Here is a 14,774-nt window from a genome sequence, read left to right on the forward strand (position 1 = left end):
CCTACGCAACGGCTCCGCGGGCCACGAGCTCCCTCGCGAGCTGCATGTAGGCCTTTGCCGCGGCGTGATCTGGAGCAAACGTGGTGATGGGCTTTGCCGCGACCGACGCATCCGGAAACTTGACGGTGCGGCCGATAACCGTTTCGAGGCACTGGTCGCCAAAGACCTCAACGACGCGGTCAAGTACCTCACGTGAGTGCAGCGTACGGGAGTCAAACATGGTCGCGATGATGCCATCCATGGTGATGACGGGGTTGAGGCGATCTTTGATTTTCTCGATGGTCTCAATCAGAAGGGCAACACCGCGCAGCGCGAAGAACTCGCAGGCGAGCGGAATCACAACGCCGTGGCTTGCGGTGAGCGCGTTGACCGTGAGCAGGCCGAGCGACGGCTGGCAATCGATAAGGATGACATCGTAGTCGTCACTCACCTTGCGAAGCACGCCGGCAAGGATCTGCTCGCGGGCAACCTCGTTGATGAGGTGTACCTCTGCCGCTGAGAGGTCGATATTGGCAGGAATCACGTCGAGCCCGTCAACCTCGGTGTGCTGGATAGCTTCGCGGGGGTCCTTGACGCTGCCAAGCAGCAGGTCGTAGATGGTGGGAACGTCGTGGCTGTTGACACCGAGTCCGGCCGAAAGCGCGCCCTGTGGATCAAAGTCGATCGCCAGCACGCGGCGCCCATACGCGGCGAGCGCGGCGGCAAGGTTGATGGATGTTGTGGTCTTGCCAACGCCACCCTTCTGGTTACACAGCGAAATGATGCGGGCAGGGCCGTGGCTTGAGAGCGGTGCGGGTACGGGAAACTCCGTGATGGGGCGCCCAGTTGGGCCCATCGCTGCCGCACCACTCTGCTCCGTGTTTGCCACCGGGTTCCTCGCTTTCTCCGTCGAACATCCTCGTGAACGTACAACGTCTTAATCTCCCATAATCCTAGCGGCTGGCCGGAGCTTCGGTTTGGCCAAGGCAGGTCTACATTTTTTCCTCGGCAGAATCAACGCTGGCTGCTACCGTGATGCTGTGACCAGTAGCGAGACGCGACCGCCCCTCCAGCCAACCAGCGCTGCCTCAACCGAGCGGAGAGCCCTCGTTGTGTCGATGGCTGTCTCGCTTGGGATGGCCACGGTGGCCGTCGTCTGGGGCATTATCACAGGAGCGCGCATCGTCCTCTTCGACGGGGTCTACCTTCTTCTCGGCATCGGGCTCTCGTGGTTCTCGCTACGGGTATCAAAAACCGTTGAGGCTGGGCCGACGGCCAGGTATCCGTTTGGCCGCGAGAGCCTCACCCCGTTTGCAATCGCAATTCAGGGCCTCGCCCTTGTTGGCACGCTCGTATATGCGGCGGCGGATGCGGTTGTCATCATTCGCGAGGGTGGCAGCGAGGTCGCTCCGCTTGCGGTGGCCGGTTACGGTTTTATTACGGCAGCCATCGGGATTGCGGTGACCATCCTGCTGCCGAAGTTGGCCAAGGGTTCTGAGCTCATCGAGGCCGAGGCCTCGCAGTGGAAGGCCGGCGCTGGTCTGAGCGTTGTGATGACGGTTGGCGCCGTCGCCGCGCTGATGCTCGCCAACGTCCCCTCGCTCTCCGGCATCATTCGCTACATCGACCCAATCCTTGTGCTTGTAGCCGTGTTGTTGCTCGCGCCCGTTCCAATCAAGCTGCTGCGCACAGGGTTTGGCGAGCTCCTCGAGGCCGCGCCTCCCGCAGATATTCAAGCCGCCGTGCACAATATCCTTGCGGAGGTGCAACTGTCGTTTGGGCTCGACGATCCCATCGTGCGTATGCATAAAATTGGCAAACGTCTCTACCTCGAAGCCGATTTTGTGGTGCTCGCAGGCGAGTGGGATGTCTCAGAAGAAGACAAGGTTCGACGGGCGATCATCTCCCGCGTCGAAACGCTTGGCTACGATCTGTGGGCGAACGTCGAGCTCACGACGGACCGCGACCTCGCGATCTAACGCCAGCTCACCCCGCGATGGCGACGGGAAACAAGGCAGCTGCAGAGTCGTCAGTCTCACCGTCAAGCAGCTCACCGAGCCTGCTCCGGGCGCGCTGAAGATGGGTCCTGACCGTTGAGCTCGAGATCTTGAGATGGGCGGCGGCCTCTTCTGCAGTGAGTCCATCCCAGTAGACGAGGATAATGAGCTCACGTTGCCGCTCAGGGAGCGACCGCACCATCTCGCGCACAAAATCGTGGGTCTCGGCCTGATCGCTCAGGCTGCGCTCGTTCTCAACGCGTTCACGTACGGCACCTCGCAATCGTTGGCTCAGCGCATCCGTTTGTCGTCGCCCGCGGTAGTGGCGAAGCAACGTGATCCTGGCAACCCCGAACATCCACATGCGTGCGCGCACCTCGTCGTTCGGAATGCGGTCGCATTTCTGCCACACGACCGCACAGGTTTCGCTCAGCAGGTCAGCGGCATCTTCGGCGTTGTCAATTCGGTGCAGAAAGTATGCGAGCAGATCTGTGGCGTTCTGGCGGATGAGCGCTTCTACCGTTGCGGTCATCGGTGCGTTCGTCCTTCGACTCATTTGGGTGCCTCACAAAAGGCAAAGAGTTTCAGCGCGGCCGATTTCTTGGCATTCAGCCCGTTGTTGGCGAGCTCGGTTTCGATGAGTGCGAGGAGGTCGTCGGCTCGTTCAGCAACGACTACTGCGCGACGGACCTGTTCATCCTCCAGCCCAGGATACGTTGTTGCCGGATCGGTCGAAACGGTTTGCTCCGCAAGCGTTGCCGCGAGCTGAGTCCAATCACGCCCGGCGAGAAACTCCTCAACCGCCTGAAACTCAGCGTCGCTGTACTGCTCTGGGTCACCAGCTGCGCTAACCGCGATGGCGCCGCCCAATGGTTCAAAATCGTTTCCGTCAACGTTATCAAACGTCGCCGTGACCTCAGACGGCTCTGCTTCGCTCACGGTGGGAAGCGGGGCAACCTGCAGCTGCACCTGGCAATGAGCGGCTTCGCCGCCGTCAATTGTGTACTGCTGGGCAATGCTCACAACCGCGGTGCCGTTTACCCAGTCCGCGAGAAGGGGCACCGTCACCGGGGCACTCGCGCCAATCCCAAGCAGCGCAGCACCGCCAAAGCCAAATGCGGCTATCGCGCGGCGGCGACGTTTCAGGTGCCGGTTCCCACCACGCAGCGCGGCCGTCTGCGCTACATTCGCAAGAAGTTGGTCGGTCTCGTTGTGCACCGAGGCGGTCCTGATGACGTTCGATGGGGTGCTTCGGCGGAGCAGCGATTCAAGTTCTTCGGTGTTCATAGGGGGGGTCCTTTCAATTGGGTCACCCTATACGCGCCATGACTCGCTCAATCCGTCTACCTTGCCCCAAAATATTCTGAATGTTCTGTAATTTTGTTTCGCGTTGGCGCCCGCAAAGGCTCTACAACGCGCGGCTGCAATCGTCAGCGTGCTCGCGGGTGGGCCGTCACATACATGTCGCGCAGGGTATCCGCCGTCACCAGGGTGTAGATCTGGGTCGTTGCAACAGACGAATGGCCAAGCAATTCTTGGACCGTGCGAACATCGGCCCCGCCCTGCAGCAGGTGCGTGGCAAAGGAGTGGCGAAAGGTATGGGGTGACAATTCAACGCCAAGGTCAGCGGCCTCCGCCGCCGACTGGATAACCAACCACACGCTTTGCCTGCTCAGCGGCGCGCCCCTCGAGCCAAGAAACAGCGAAGGCGTGCCTTTTCCTCGGGCGGCAAGCACTGGCCGCGAGCGCACAAGATACGCGTCGAGTGCTGCCTTTGCGTAGCTACCAAACGGCACGATGCGCTGCTTATTTCCTTTTCCAACCACTCGGATGAGGTTTACCGCTGAGCTGTTTCCCTCGCCGGTGTCTTCGCCGACTGCCAAGACGTCATCAACGGTGAGGCCGGTGAGCTCAGAGACACGGGCCCCCGTCGCGTAGAGCAGCTCAAGAATGGCCCGGTCTCGCACGGCGATGGGATCATCGCCGGTGACAGCCCCAAGCAGTATGCCCATCTCGTCGACGGTGATTGCTTTTGGCAATCGTTGAGGCTTTTTGGGCGGCGTCAGGTCATGTGTGACGTCCTCGGCGACGAGCCCCTCGCGCAGCAGATATCGGTGCAAACTCCGAACGGACGACAGCATCCGAGCAACCGAGGCCGAACTGAGCGCCAACGTGCCGTCGTCAGCGGTTCGGCTGGCCAGCGAACCGACATAGTCAGAGACATCGGCTTCAGTGAGTGAGCTGAGGTCGCCTTCTTGTTGCGCGATCAACCAATCCCCATAGACCGCAAGATCTCGCCGATATGCGGCAACGGTGTTTTCGGACAGCCCCCGCTCAAATGACACGTGACGCAAGAAGTTCTCGACTGTGCGGTCAAGAGCCACGCGGCGCGGATCGTGTACTCGTGATGGTTGGGTGCGATTCGATGCGCTGTCAGCAGGTACCGGCGGAACGCCGACAGACGGAGGCATCATGACCGCTCGCCCCTCACCCACTCGCGGCGTTCCCATGGCTCGTCCACATTACCAAGCGTCGACCAGTTGCGCTCGCGTGATGCATGGGCGGCAAGCACGGCAATACACATCACTGAGTTCTGGACGCGACGCTCAAGAACCGCAGTGACCACGTCGTCGAGCGGCACCCAGGCGCGCTCGATGTCAGCCTCTTCTCCAGTCCGTGCGAAGGTTTCAGTCGCAGAAAGCCCACGTGCCAAGTACACCCGAATGGACTCGCTACTCCCGCCAGGCGAGGTATAAAACTCGGTTAAGAGTGACCAATCGGTAGCGGCCAGGTCTGCCTCTTCTGCAAGCTCACGCTTGGCGCCAAGAAGCGGAGACTCGCCAACTACGTCCATCAGACCAGCTGGAATCTCCCAGTCACGAACCGCGATCGGATGCCGATACTGCTGAATGAGCAGGACACGGTCGCTCTCATCGAGGGCAAGAACAGCAACCGCGCCCGTGTGATCCATATAGTCGCGAACAAGCGTTTCGCCGCCGTACTCGAATGAGTCACGTCGAATATCCCAGACAGCGCCGGCAAAGGCACGTTCGCTCGAATGAATCACACGTTCACCGGGCACGCCGTCGATGAGATCGGCGGCGTACGTGGGCGACGTTTGAGAGGCTTCTGGCTTAGGCATCCTCTGACTTTACCTCGAACAGGCGGCTTGCCTGCTGGCGGTCAAGGGATGCCTGCACCAGACCGGCAAACAGCGGGTGTGGACGACCTGGGCGTGAACGCAGCTCCGGGTGGGCCTGGGTGGACACGTAGAACGGGTGTACCTCGCGGGGCAGCTCAACAAACTCGACAAGCTCGCCATCTGGGCTGGTTCCGGAGAAGACGAGTCCTGCGTCGGCAATCGCCGCACGGTACGCGTTGTTCACCTCGTAACGGTGGCGGTGACGCTCTTCAATCAGCGTCGAACCGTACAGCTCCGCAACGATAGAGTCGGCACCGAGCGCCGCCTGGTACAGGCCAAGGCGCATGGTTCCGCCAAGGTCTCCCCCGTCGATGATGTCAACCTGCTCGGCCATCGTGGCAATAACAGGAACGGGTGTCTCAGGGTCGAACTCTGTCGAGGACGCTCCCTCAAGGCCTGCGACGTTACGGGCATACTCAATAACCATGCACTGGAGGCCTAGGCACAGGCCGAGCACGGGGATACCGTTCTCGCGCGCAAACCGGAGCGCGCCAAGCTTGCCCTCGATGCCGCGGATGCCGAAGCCACCCGGCACACAGATTCCGTCAACCTCGGCGAGCGCTTCCGCTGCTCCCTCGTCCGACTCGCAGTCGTCGGAGGGTATCCAGCGGATGCTGACCTTGGCCCCGTGCGCAAAGCCGCCGGCTTTGAGCGCCTCTGTAACCGAAAGGTAAGCGTCTGGCAGGTCGATGTATTTACCAACAAGTCCGATGGTGAGTTCGTGCTTTGGGTTGTGGACGGCATCCAGAACCGGCTGCCAGCCGCTCCAGTCAACCTGCGATGCGGGCAGGCCAAAGCGTTCAACGATGTAGCCGTCAAGGCCCTGATCGTTGAGCATGCCGGGGATGTCGTAGATGCTTGGCACGTCGATTGCGTTAACGACTGCGTCTGAATCAACGTCACACATGAGCGCGATCTTGCGCTTATTTGCGTCGGTCACTGGGCGGTCGCTGCGAAGCACAATGGCGTCTGGCTGGATGCCGATCGAGCGAAGGGCCGCAACGGAGTGCTGCGTTGGCTTTGTCTTCTGCTCGCCTGACGCTCCCATGAAGGGAACGAGTGAGACGTGCACAAAGAAGACGTTTTTGCGTCCGAGCTCGTGGCGCAGCTGGCGGGCCGACTCAAGGAACGGCTGCGACTCAATGTCGCCAACGGTTCCACCAACCTCGGTGATGATGACGTCTGGGCGAGGGTCAAGCTCGGCCTGCGCGCGCATCCGGTTTTTGATCTCGTCGGTGATGTGCGGAATGACCTGAACGGTGTCGCCAAGGTACTCGCCCCGGCGTTCCTTCGCGATCACGGTTGAGTAGATCTGACCGGTCGTGACGTTTGCGGCCCTGTCGAGGTTCACATCGAGGAAACGCTCGTAGTGCCCGATGTCGAGGTCAGCCTCGCAGCCATCATCGGTCACGAAGACTTCACCGTGCTGGAACGGGTTCATCGTTCCAGGATCTACGTTGAGATACGGGTCAAGCTTCTGCATGACCACGCGGAGTCCGCGGGCCGTGAGCAGGTTGCCGAGACTGGCCGCCGTAAGCCCCTTGCCCAACGAAGAAACGACACCACCAGTCACAAAAATGTGCTTCGTAATGCCGTTTTGATTGCCCGCGTTAATGTTATCTACCACGGGCTTCAATCCTAACAGCATCCGGAGGCTACCGACACACCACCGAGCACTTTGCTCGGCTAACCCTTCGGAATTGGTGGGCCAAGAATCAGCAAGACCACAAAGACGGCGGCAACGGCAAGTACGCCAAGACCAATCGCCACGAATGGGCGCCGCAGCACCCAGGCCTGTACATGTTCAATAAATCCGTGTGGCGCGTCGCCACCGGGCACAAGCCGCCACGGCCCGTCGAGGCCGCCCTTGCGGTCAACAACAAGCTCAAATGGGATAGTCGTAAACGGCAGTACCGAGGAGACGAGTCCCAGCATTCCGCGGCCAACCGACCACCGTTGGTTGACCCAGACGAAGGAGGTTGTGAGCACATAGCTCAGGAAAACAAAGCCGTGTAGCCCTCCCGCAATCGGAACAACGGCATCCGTCGTCTGCGTCACGTATTTGAGAAACATCGCGATGAGGAGAAAGGCCCAGGTCACCGCCTCGGCAAATGCGAAGAGTCGGAAAAGATTGCGCGGCGACATGTGGCCCTTTCAAAGTGGCTGAGGGTCAAGAATGAGCGGTCATGGGCTCACCAAAGGATCTATCGGGAGGCAGCCCAACCGTATCAGGCTCAGATGAACGCTTGCTCAGCCAGAGTCCGTGCTGGCCTCAACAGGCGGCTGCAGGTGCTGTCGTCGTCTCTAGCGCCGATTCTGTGCGGGGACGACGACCTGCTTCACGATCATGAGCAATGCTGCCGTCACCGGGATTGCGATGAGTGCGCCAAGGAGGCCAAGCAACGTACCACCTGCGAGCGCTCCGATAACAACGAGTGATCCGGGAACAGAAACCACACGGTTCATAATGCGAGGCGTCAGCAGATACGCCTCAAGCTGCATGTAGATGATGTAGTAAATGCCAATACCGATTGCCGTCCCCGGCGAGTTGAACAGGCCGATGACCACCACAACGCCAGTCGCGAGCACCGAGCCAATCAGCGGGATCAGGGCGAGCAGGAAGACCACAACCGCAACCACGCCGGCAAACGGAACGCCGAAGATCGTCATCGCGATAAAGCCGAGTCCCGCGTTCAGCAGGGCAAGCAGGACCATACCGTTGACGTATCCACCAATAGATTTGGAGACCTGCTCGGTAATGTCAATGACCTTGCGGCGGCTCGACCGTGGAACGATCGAATAGGCTCCCTGCTTCATCTTGCTGAGTGACGCCAAGAAGTACAGGCTCAGGATCAACACGATGATCGTGGCCGTCACCCCGTTGGCGATGCCAATACCCGCGTGCCAGATGCCGCCGGCGAGGTTTGTCCAGTTCTCCGGCTTGTTGATGAAGCCGATCCCGAGGTCGATGAGTCCGCCAAGGTCAACGGCGTCACCAAATTGCTTAGAGAAGTCCTTGAACCACTCTTGATTGCGAATATCGGTCAGATATCGTGGGGCGAGGCGAACGAACTCGCCAATTTGCTGGGCAAGTAGCGGCACAATGATCGCGAGCAGCCCACCAACGATGAGGGTGAACGCGCCAAATACGACGCCGATTGAGAGCCCCCTACTCATCTTCTTCTTTTCGAGCCAGCGCACAATCGGGTCGAGTCCGAGGGCAACAAACAACGCCGCAACGATGTACACGATAATCGTTGACAGCTGGCCGATGGCCGCCCCAACAACAATCGCAAGCAGCCCACCCATTGTCACGATGAAGCCAAGGGCAAACGGCGAACGCACGCTTATCTCTTTACTCGGGCGGCGCGCGGATTCTTCGAGGAGGTCATCGTCAAGGCTCGGGCCAACAGCATCCACAGCCGCGGCCTCTGATGCTTGCTTTGCTGCGGGGCGGGATGCTGACGGTGTGCGTTTTGCTCGAAAGGCCATGGCCCGACAATAACGTGTGAACCCAACTTGCGGTGGTCGGTCGGGGCGCGTGTCTGATCGACTCAGCTGTTGTGCGACAGTTCTAGTAGCTCCCGTGCGTGCGTGAGCGCACTCGAAGAGTCGCTCAAACCCGACAGCAGTCGGGCGATCTCGCCAACTCTGGCATCGCCGGTGAGCGTGGTTACGCTGCTCTCGGTGTATCCCCCTGAGCTGTCTTTAACGACCTGCAGGTGGTTATTGGCAAAGGCGGCCACCTGCGCAAGGTGAGTCACGACAATAACCTGCGATGATTCCGCGAGTCTGGCAAGTCGCTTACCGATCTCGATGGCGGAGGCACCGCCAACACCTGCGTCAACCTCGTCAAACACAAACGTCGGCACCGGGTCTGTGCCAGCAACAACCACCTCGATGGCGAGCATGACGCGTGAGAGCTCGCCTCCAGACGCGCCCTTACCGAGCGGACGAGGGTCGCTTCCCTGATGCGGCTGCAGCAGGATGCTGATGTCGTCAGCGCCGTGGCTGGCTGGTTCGGCAAGGGGCTCAACTGAGACAACAAGTTGAGCATCGGGCATGGCGAGGGCAGAAAGCTCGTGCGAAACGTTGGCCGCGAGCCGGTCGCCGGCCTCACGGCGCAGCTGGCTGAGGGTGTCGCCTGCGCCAACAAGAGCTGCCTCGTCATCATCGATAAGCGTTGCGAGAACCGCGATGCGGTCGTCGTCACCGTCGAGTTCGAACAGGCGTTGGCCTGCGGTGGATTCAAGGGCGATCACATCGCTGAGCTCTGGGCCGTATTTACGCATGAGGGTGGCGATGGATGCTCGACGCTCCTGCACCTGCTCAAGCTCGCGCGTTGTGTCTTCGTCGAGTCCGGCAAGGTATCGAGAGAGTTCCGTCACGGCGTCGTCAAGCAAGAAGCTGGCGCTCGTCACGGATTCGGTGACGGCCGCGAGCGCAGGGTCAAAAGCGACGGCTCGTTCGAGCTCTCTCCTGGCCGTTTCGATGAGGCTGCGGGCGTCAAATCCTGGGGCCTCGGCGTCTTCGGCCGAGATCGCCTCACGCGCCCCTGCGGTCGCGGTGCGGATGGCCTCGCTATTGGTCAGGATCTCGGAACGTTCTGCGAGCTCCGTGTCTTCGCCACGCTGCGGAGCAACCGCGGCGATTTCGTCGACGGCAAGGCGAAGCTCTGCGGCTTCCCGCTGTCGCCGTTCGCGGTCGTCGGACAGACCGTCGCGTTCGGCCCGGTGTTCGCTGAGGCGGTTGTAAATCTCTTGGTAGGCGGCAAGGGCCGTGGCAACGGGAGTGCCGGCAAAACGGTCAAGCACCTCACGCTGGGCGCTGACAGAGCGGAGCCGCTGCTGATCGGACTGCCCGTGCACCACAATCAGCTCGGACGCAAGCTCGCCGAGTACGCCTGCGGGTGCCGCGCTCCCGCCAACGGTGGCCCTACTGCGTCCTTCGCTCGAAACGGCTCGGCTGAGGATGAGCTCCCCCGCTTCGATCTCGCCGCCAACGTCATCCACTCGCCGGGCAATCGAGGGTGAGTCGCCAACGTGCCAGATGCCCTGGACTCGTGCCTGCGACGCCCCCGAGCGCACAGAGCTGGCATCGGCACGAGCGCCAAGCAGCAGACCAAGTGCCGTGACAACCATTGTTTTACCGGCACCGGTTTCTCCGGTAATGGCGGTGAAGCCGGGGCCAAGCGGAAGCCTCGCGTCCTTAATCACGCCGAGGTCACGAATAGACAGTTCGTTAATCACCGCGCACCGGTCCTCTCCATCCGTCAACGGGAAGGTGAAACTTATTCACCAAACGATCGGTAAAGGGCGCGTCAGCGATGCGTGCGAGGCGCACAGGAATCTCGGAGCGGGTAACCGTCACTCGTGCACCCTGCGGCAAATCCCAGGTGCGTCGGCCGTCGCACCAAAGCACACCAGTGCCTTGGTTCCGTTCGAGCACCTCAACAACAAGCGATGAACTCGGGTCAACAACAAGCGGCCTGTTGAACAGCGAGTGGGGGCTGAGGGGAACCATGAGCAGCGCGTCGACGTTCGGCCAGACGACGGGGCCGCCGGCAGAGAACGAATAGGCGGTTGAGCCCGTTGGCGTTGACATGACAACGCCGTCACAACCAAAGCTTGACAGCGGGCGGCCGTCGACCTCGATAACTACCTCAAGCATCCGTTCTCGGGATGCCTTCTCAACCGTTGCTTCGTTGAGCGCCCAGGTTGAGTAGACAAGCTCGTTGTCGTGAGAGACATCAACCTGAAGGGTAATGCGTTCTTCAACCTGATATTCGCCGGAAAGCAGGCTTGTTGTTGCCTGTGAGAGATCGTGTTTTTCGCTTTCTGCGAGGAAGCCAACATGCCCGAGGTTCACTCCCAAGATGGGGGCGGATGCTCCGCGTAGCAACTCGGCAGCTCGCAGAATCGTGCCGTCGCCGCCAAGAACGATGGCGCTGTCTATGCGATCAATACCAATATCGGTATGGAGCAGTGCGATGTTCAGTTCTTCGCCGGTGTGCGCAAACACGCAGGCGCGCTCGTCGGCGCTCATGACAGGCACCACGCCGGCCTCAATCAGCTGGTGGTATACGGTGACCGAAGCCTCAATGGCCTCGCGACGCGCGGTGTGTGAAACCAGCAGAATATGCTGTGGCCGTGCGCGTGCGGAGTGCTGTACCAAGCTCAAGCTCCTGTCTGAGTCAGCGTTGCGGTGGTCTGTATCCATTCTGTCGGATTCTTGCCGTGCGTGGCGCTCAACCACACAACATATTCATGGTTACCCGCGCTACCGACAATTGGTGAGTTGATGAGTCCAGCGGCACCGAGGCCAAGCTCCCAAGCGGCGTCAAGCACCAGGCGGATGGCATTGGCACGCTCTTCTGGCCTCGTCACGACCCCTGCCTTCACTCCGCCCCTGCCAACCTCAAACTGCGGCTTAATGAGCAACACAAAATCAGCATCCGGCGCGCTGCTCTGTCGCAGGGCGGGAAGGACCGTTGTCAGCGAGATAAACGAGAGATCGGCGACAACGAGGTCTGGGGATTCTGCAACCCCCGTGGCTTCAGCGAGCGTTTCTGCGGTCATGTAACGCGCGTTAAAGCCCTCGACCAATACGAGTTCGTCGACGTCGTACAGCTCGGGGGCAAGCTGGTCGTGACCAACCTCAATGGCGAGCACCTTCCGGGCGCCGCGTTCAAGGAGCACCTGGCTGAACCCGCCAGTTGAGGCGCCAACATCCATTGCAAGGCGCCCGGCAACAGCAACGTCGGTAAACGCGTCGAGGGCACCAACTAATTTGTGTGCGGCTCTACTCACAAAGCGGTCGAGCGTGTTCACCTCAAGCTGTTGCGAGGGCGACACCTTGAGCGATGCTTTGGTGACCACAACGCCGTCGACGGTAACATCGCCCGCGGAGATCAACGTGTTGGCGTGGCTCCTTGAACGAACGAGTCCCCTGTCGGCAAGTGCGGCGTCCAATCGTAGATCGGCCATTGCCGCCCTTTCATCGATGAATATCCCCACCCTCAAGCTGCGCTTGCAGCTCGGCGTGGATGCTGAGATAGGCCTCTGCCCGTCGTTCGAGCGGTTGCTCTTCGATCACCGTGAGCTGCGAAAGCAGACCATCGTCTCGCGATGGGGCTTCACTCGGAAAATCGTTCATGGGTTCAAGGCTACCGCGTCGCTCACATATCCCCGCCTCGCGGGGCGCATTTCTGCTCGTGGGGCGCATTTTTTTGCACCCCACGACGAAGAATGCACCCCACGAGCCGGGGATGCCTCCGCGATTACGAGTACAGTTCCGCCGGAACCTCGAGGCCGTAAATGGCCAAGCCTGAGCCCCAGATAACGTGGCACCCTGCCCGCAGAAGGTTGAGTTTGTCGTCGCCGTGACGCACAATCTCGACAACGTTCGAACGCATCCGCACCTCAGCATCCCCAACACGCACGCTGTTCTCTTTTGCGTTCACAACAGACTCAGGATACGGCTCGTGCAATTCGCGCAGGTCACCAAGGATGAAATCGGGACGCATCGTCTTATCGGCGGCAAGTAACTGCTTCGCTCGATCAACTCCGGTCATGACATGGACCGAGCGGATGCCGGCACGCTGGGCGCCAAGGATGTCAGTATCCAGGCGGTCTCCAATCATGAGGGCATTTCGAGATCCAAAGCGTTGGAACGCCTCGTCAAAAATCGCCACCTCAGGCTTACCCGCAAAAACGGGGAGCCGACCAACCGCGGTGTGCACTGCCGACACGAGCGTGCCGTTGCCGGGGGCGAGCCCGCGGGCCACGGGGATAGTCCAGTCAGTGTTTGTTGCGACCCACGGAATACCGGTTTCGCCCTCTGGCGCGGCAAGCGCAAATGCTGCCTCAGCCAGCTGGGTCCAGCCGACCTCTGGGGCAAATCCTTGGATGACCGCGGCAGGCGCATCATCGGCCGAACGTGTGACCGTAAAACCGGCGCGCTCAACCTCAACAACGAGCCCGTCGCCACCAACTACCAACACCGTAGAACCGGCAGGAACGAGCTCAGCGAGGAGCGTCACCGCCGCCTGCGGGGAGGTCACAACATCCGAAGGAGCAACGTTTAGCCCAAGGTCGCTCAGATGAGTTGCAACGGTTGCGTCTGTTCGTGAGGCGTTGTTTGTGATGTAAGCAACACGAACCGACTCCGCCGCCGCGTTGAGGCTCTCAACCGCGTGCGGAAGCGCCGCTGGCCCCTTATAGACAACCCCGTCAAGATCGGCGAGTACCAAGTCGATGCTGTGGAGGGGCGAGGGTCCGTTAGGAGTGGTCTTCTGGCGAAAGAGCGCCATCGTTGTCACCGCTTTCGTTAGGGGTCTCGGTCGTCTGGATATCTGTTGTATCGCCGTCTGCCGTCGCCGACACTGACGGTGCGGCGTCCGTGTCCGCAGAGTCTTCCGGCGCAGCGTCTACGTCAGCTGCGCCAACTGCGTCAACTGCGTCAACTGCGTCAACTGCCGCAGCGTCTCGCAGCACAGCATCCACCGACACAGCGTGTGCATCTTCGGTTTCTGTAGCCTCGATTTCGGTAGCCTCGATTTCGGTCGGCTCCACTGCCGGCACCTCAACGCTCTCTCCCTCTGACCGTTCCAAGCTGCCCGAATCGCCCTCAGCCAGCGCGTCAGCCGCCGTGCTATCGCTATCGCTATCGTCTTCAGCATCAGCATCAGCATCAGCATCAGCATCAGCATCAGCATCTACAACTGTCTCAGCATCAAGTCCTTCATTTTCCCACTCTTCGAGCTCACGACGTTCGGCCTCGGCGATTGCCTCAGCTTCACGACGAGCAGCCTCCCGTGCTGGAGCTTCGGCTTCCCACTTCGCCGCTGCATCTGCCGAGTCGATCTCGTAGGCAAGCTCCTCGTCGAAGACGTCAAGAATGTCCATGGTCTCGTCGTTGCCGTACTTCTCCTGAAGCGCCTCAAACGCAATTTCGGCGCGCTTGCGCCACACAGCGGCCTCGTCAACCCGTCCGAGCTCCTCGAGGACCTCACCGTAGGCAGCAAACAGGTCGGGGCTGAAGCTGTACGCACGGTTGGGGTCGAGCTGCGGAATCTCGAGCTCGTCAAGGGCCCGATCTGGCTGTCCCTGGTCAAGACGCGCCCCGGAAAGTGCAATTGCAACCGAGACCTGCACGTCGGCAGGAAGGCTGCTTCGCTCAACGGTTGTGCCGAGTTCAAGAGCCTTGTCTGGACGTCCAAGGCCTCGTTCGCAGTCAATCATGAGCGCAAGCTGGTTGTCGGATCCCGAGATACGGCGGTAGGTGCGCAGCTCGCGAAGGGCCAAGGCAAAATCACCCGTCGTGTACGCCGTGATCGCCAACGTCTCACGGACAATCGCGATACGTCCGGCTCGCCGAGACGCAGAGATTGCGTGCTGGTGAGCCAACTCCGGATCGCTGTCGATGAGGCGTGCGGCCATCGCAAGGTGCATTGCGACGTTGTCCGCGTTCTCCGGCGTCAGCGTCTTGAGCTCAAAACGGGCGCCCTTGTTCAAATCTTTGGGGGTGAGATCCTTCGGAAACTCGGGATCCTCGTGGCGCGTGCGAACGCTCTTCAGCTCGCGCGCTAACATTTC

At 60.6% G+C, this 14,774-nt stretch carries 15 protein-coding genes; 1 reads left to right on the forward strand and 14 read right to left on the reverse strand.

Annotated features, from left to right (window positions below; genetic code table 11):
* Position 1: 1 nt before the first annotated feature.
* Positions 2 to 835: a ParA family protein gene (locus FHX76_RS06035; RefSeq protein WP_167150384.1), complete on the reverse strand. Its 834-nt coding sequence runs from the start codon at positions 833 to 835 to the stop codon at positions 2 to 4.
* A 184-nt stretch (positions 836 to 1,019) separates the two neighbouring features.
* Here FHX76_RS06035 and FHX76_RS06040 point away from each other — a divergent pair, with 184 nt between their 5' ends.
* Positions 1,020 to 1,958, forward strand: a complete 939-nt coding sequence (locus FHX76_RS06040) for a cation efflux transmembrane domain-containing protein (RefSeq protein ID WP_167148891.1) — start codon at positions 1,020 to 1,022, stop codon at positions 1,956 to 1,958.
* A 7-nt stretch (positions 1,959 to 1,965) separates the two neighbouring features.
* Here the strand turns inward: FHX76_RS06040 and FHX76_RS06045 are convergent, their stop codons facing one another.
* The 13 genes from FHX76_RS06045 to FHX76_RS06105 form a co-directional block, all read right to left on the reverse strand.
* Positions 1,966 to 2,508 carry an RNA polymerase sigma factor gene (locus FHX76_RS06045; RefSeq protein ID WP_167148893.1) on the reverse strand — a complete coding sequence of 181 codons (543 nt, stop codon included), beginning with the start codon at positions 2,506 to 2,508 and terminating at the stop codon, positions 1,966 to 1,968.
* A 20-nt stretch (positions 2,509 to 2,528) separates the two neighbouring features.
* A complete protein-coding gene (locus tag FHX76_RS06050) occupies positions 2,529 to 3,263 on the reverse strand; it encodes a hypothetical protein (RefSeq protein WP_167148895.1) in 735 nt (244 codons plus the stop codon).
* A 143-nt stretch (positions 3,264 to 3,406) separates the two neighbouring features.
* On the reverse strand, positions 3,407 to 4,360 hold the full coding sequence (locus tag FHX76_RS06055) for a site-specific tyrosine recombinase XerD (protein ID WP_341777872.1): 954 nt from the start codon (positions 4,358 to 4,360) through the stop codon (positions 3,407 to 3,409).
* Between the two features lie 86 nt (positions 4,361 to 4,446).
* Positions 4,447 to 5,118, reverse strand: a complete 672-nt coding sequence (locus FHX76_RS06060) for an NUDIX domain-containing protein (RefSeq protein ID WP_167148899.1) — start codon at positions 5,116 to 5,118, stop codon at positions 4,447 to 4,449.
* On the reverse strand, positions 5,111 to 6,805 hold the full coding sequence (locus FHX76_RS06065) for a CTP synthase (protein WP_341777873.1): 1,695 nt from the start codon (positions 6,803 to 6,805) through the stop codon (positions 5,111 to 5,113). The genes FHX76_RS06060 and FHX76_RS06065 overlap by 8 nt, the downstream gene beginning before the upstream one ends.
* 59 nt (positions 6,806 to 6,864) lie before the next feature.
* A complete protein-coding gene (locus FHX76_RS06070; protein ID WP_167148903.1) occupies positions 6,865 to 7,323 on the reverse strand; it encodes a DUF3817 domain-containing protein in 459 nt (152 codons plus the stop codon).
* 159 nt (positions 7,324 to 7,482) lie between these two features.
* Positions 7,483 to 8,670: an AI-2E family transporter gene (locus FHX76_RS06075; RefSeq protein WP_167148905.1), complete on the reverse strand. Its 1,188-nt coding sequence runs from the start codon at positions 8,668 to 8,670 to the stop codon at positions 7,483 to 7,485.
* A 62-nt stretch (positions 8,671 to 8,732) separates the two neighbouring features.
* Entirely contained in the window at positions 8,733 to 10,427 is a 1,695-nt protein-coding gene (gene recN, locus FHX76_RS06080) for a DNA repair protein RecN (protein ID WP_167148907.1), read from the reverse strand.
* The gene (locus FHX76_RS06085; protein WP_243848587.1) at positions 10,420 to 11,352 is read right to left on the reverse strand and encodes an NAD kinase; all 933 of its coding nucleotides are present in this window, start codon (positions 11,350 to 11,352) and stop codon (positions 10,420 to 10,422) included. Before FHX76_RS06085 ends, recN begins: the two co-directional genes overlap by 8 nt.
* A gap of 2 nt (positions 11,353 to 11,354) precedes the next feature.
* On the reverse strand, positions 11,355 to 12,164 hold the full coding sequence (locus FHX76_RS06090; protein WP_167148911.1) for a TlyA family RNA methyltransferase: 810 nt from the start codon (positions 12,162 to 12,164) through the stop codon (positions 11,355 to 11,357).
* Between the two features lie 10 nt (positions 12,165 to 12,174).
* Complete coding sequence (locus FHX76_RS06095; protein WP_167148913.1) at positions 12,175 to 12,333, reverse strand: hypothetical protein; 159 nt, start codon at positions 12,331 to 12,333, stop codon at positions 12,175 to 12,177.
* Between the two features lie 124 nt (positions 12,334 to 12,457).
* Positions 12,458 to 13,489 (reverse strand): HAD-IIA family hydrolase, encoded by a 1,032-nt coding sequence (locus tag FHX76_RS06100; protein WP_167148916.1) that lies wholly within the window; start codon positions 13,487 to 13,489, stop codon positions 12,458 to 12,460.
* The gene (locus FHX76_RS06105) at positions 13,458 to 14,771 is read right to left on the reverse strand and encodes a tetratricopeptide repeat protein (protein WP_208402449.1); all 1,314 of its coding nucleotides are present in this window, start codon (positions 14,769 to 14,771) and stop codon (positions 13,458 to 13,460) included. The genes FHX76_RS06100 and FHX76_RS06105 overlap by 32 nt, the downstream gene beginning before the upstream one ends.
* Positions 14,772 to 14,774 lie beyond the last annotated feature (3 nt).

The organism is Lysinibacter cavernae (assembly GCF_011758565.1).
In the GTDB taxonomy this organism is placed as follows: domain Bacteria; phylum Actinomycetota; class Actinomycetes; order Actinomycetales; family Microbacteriaceae; genus Lysinibacter; species Lysinibacter cavernae.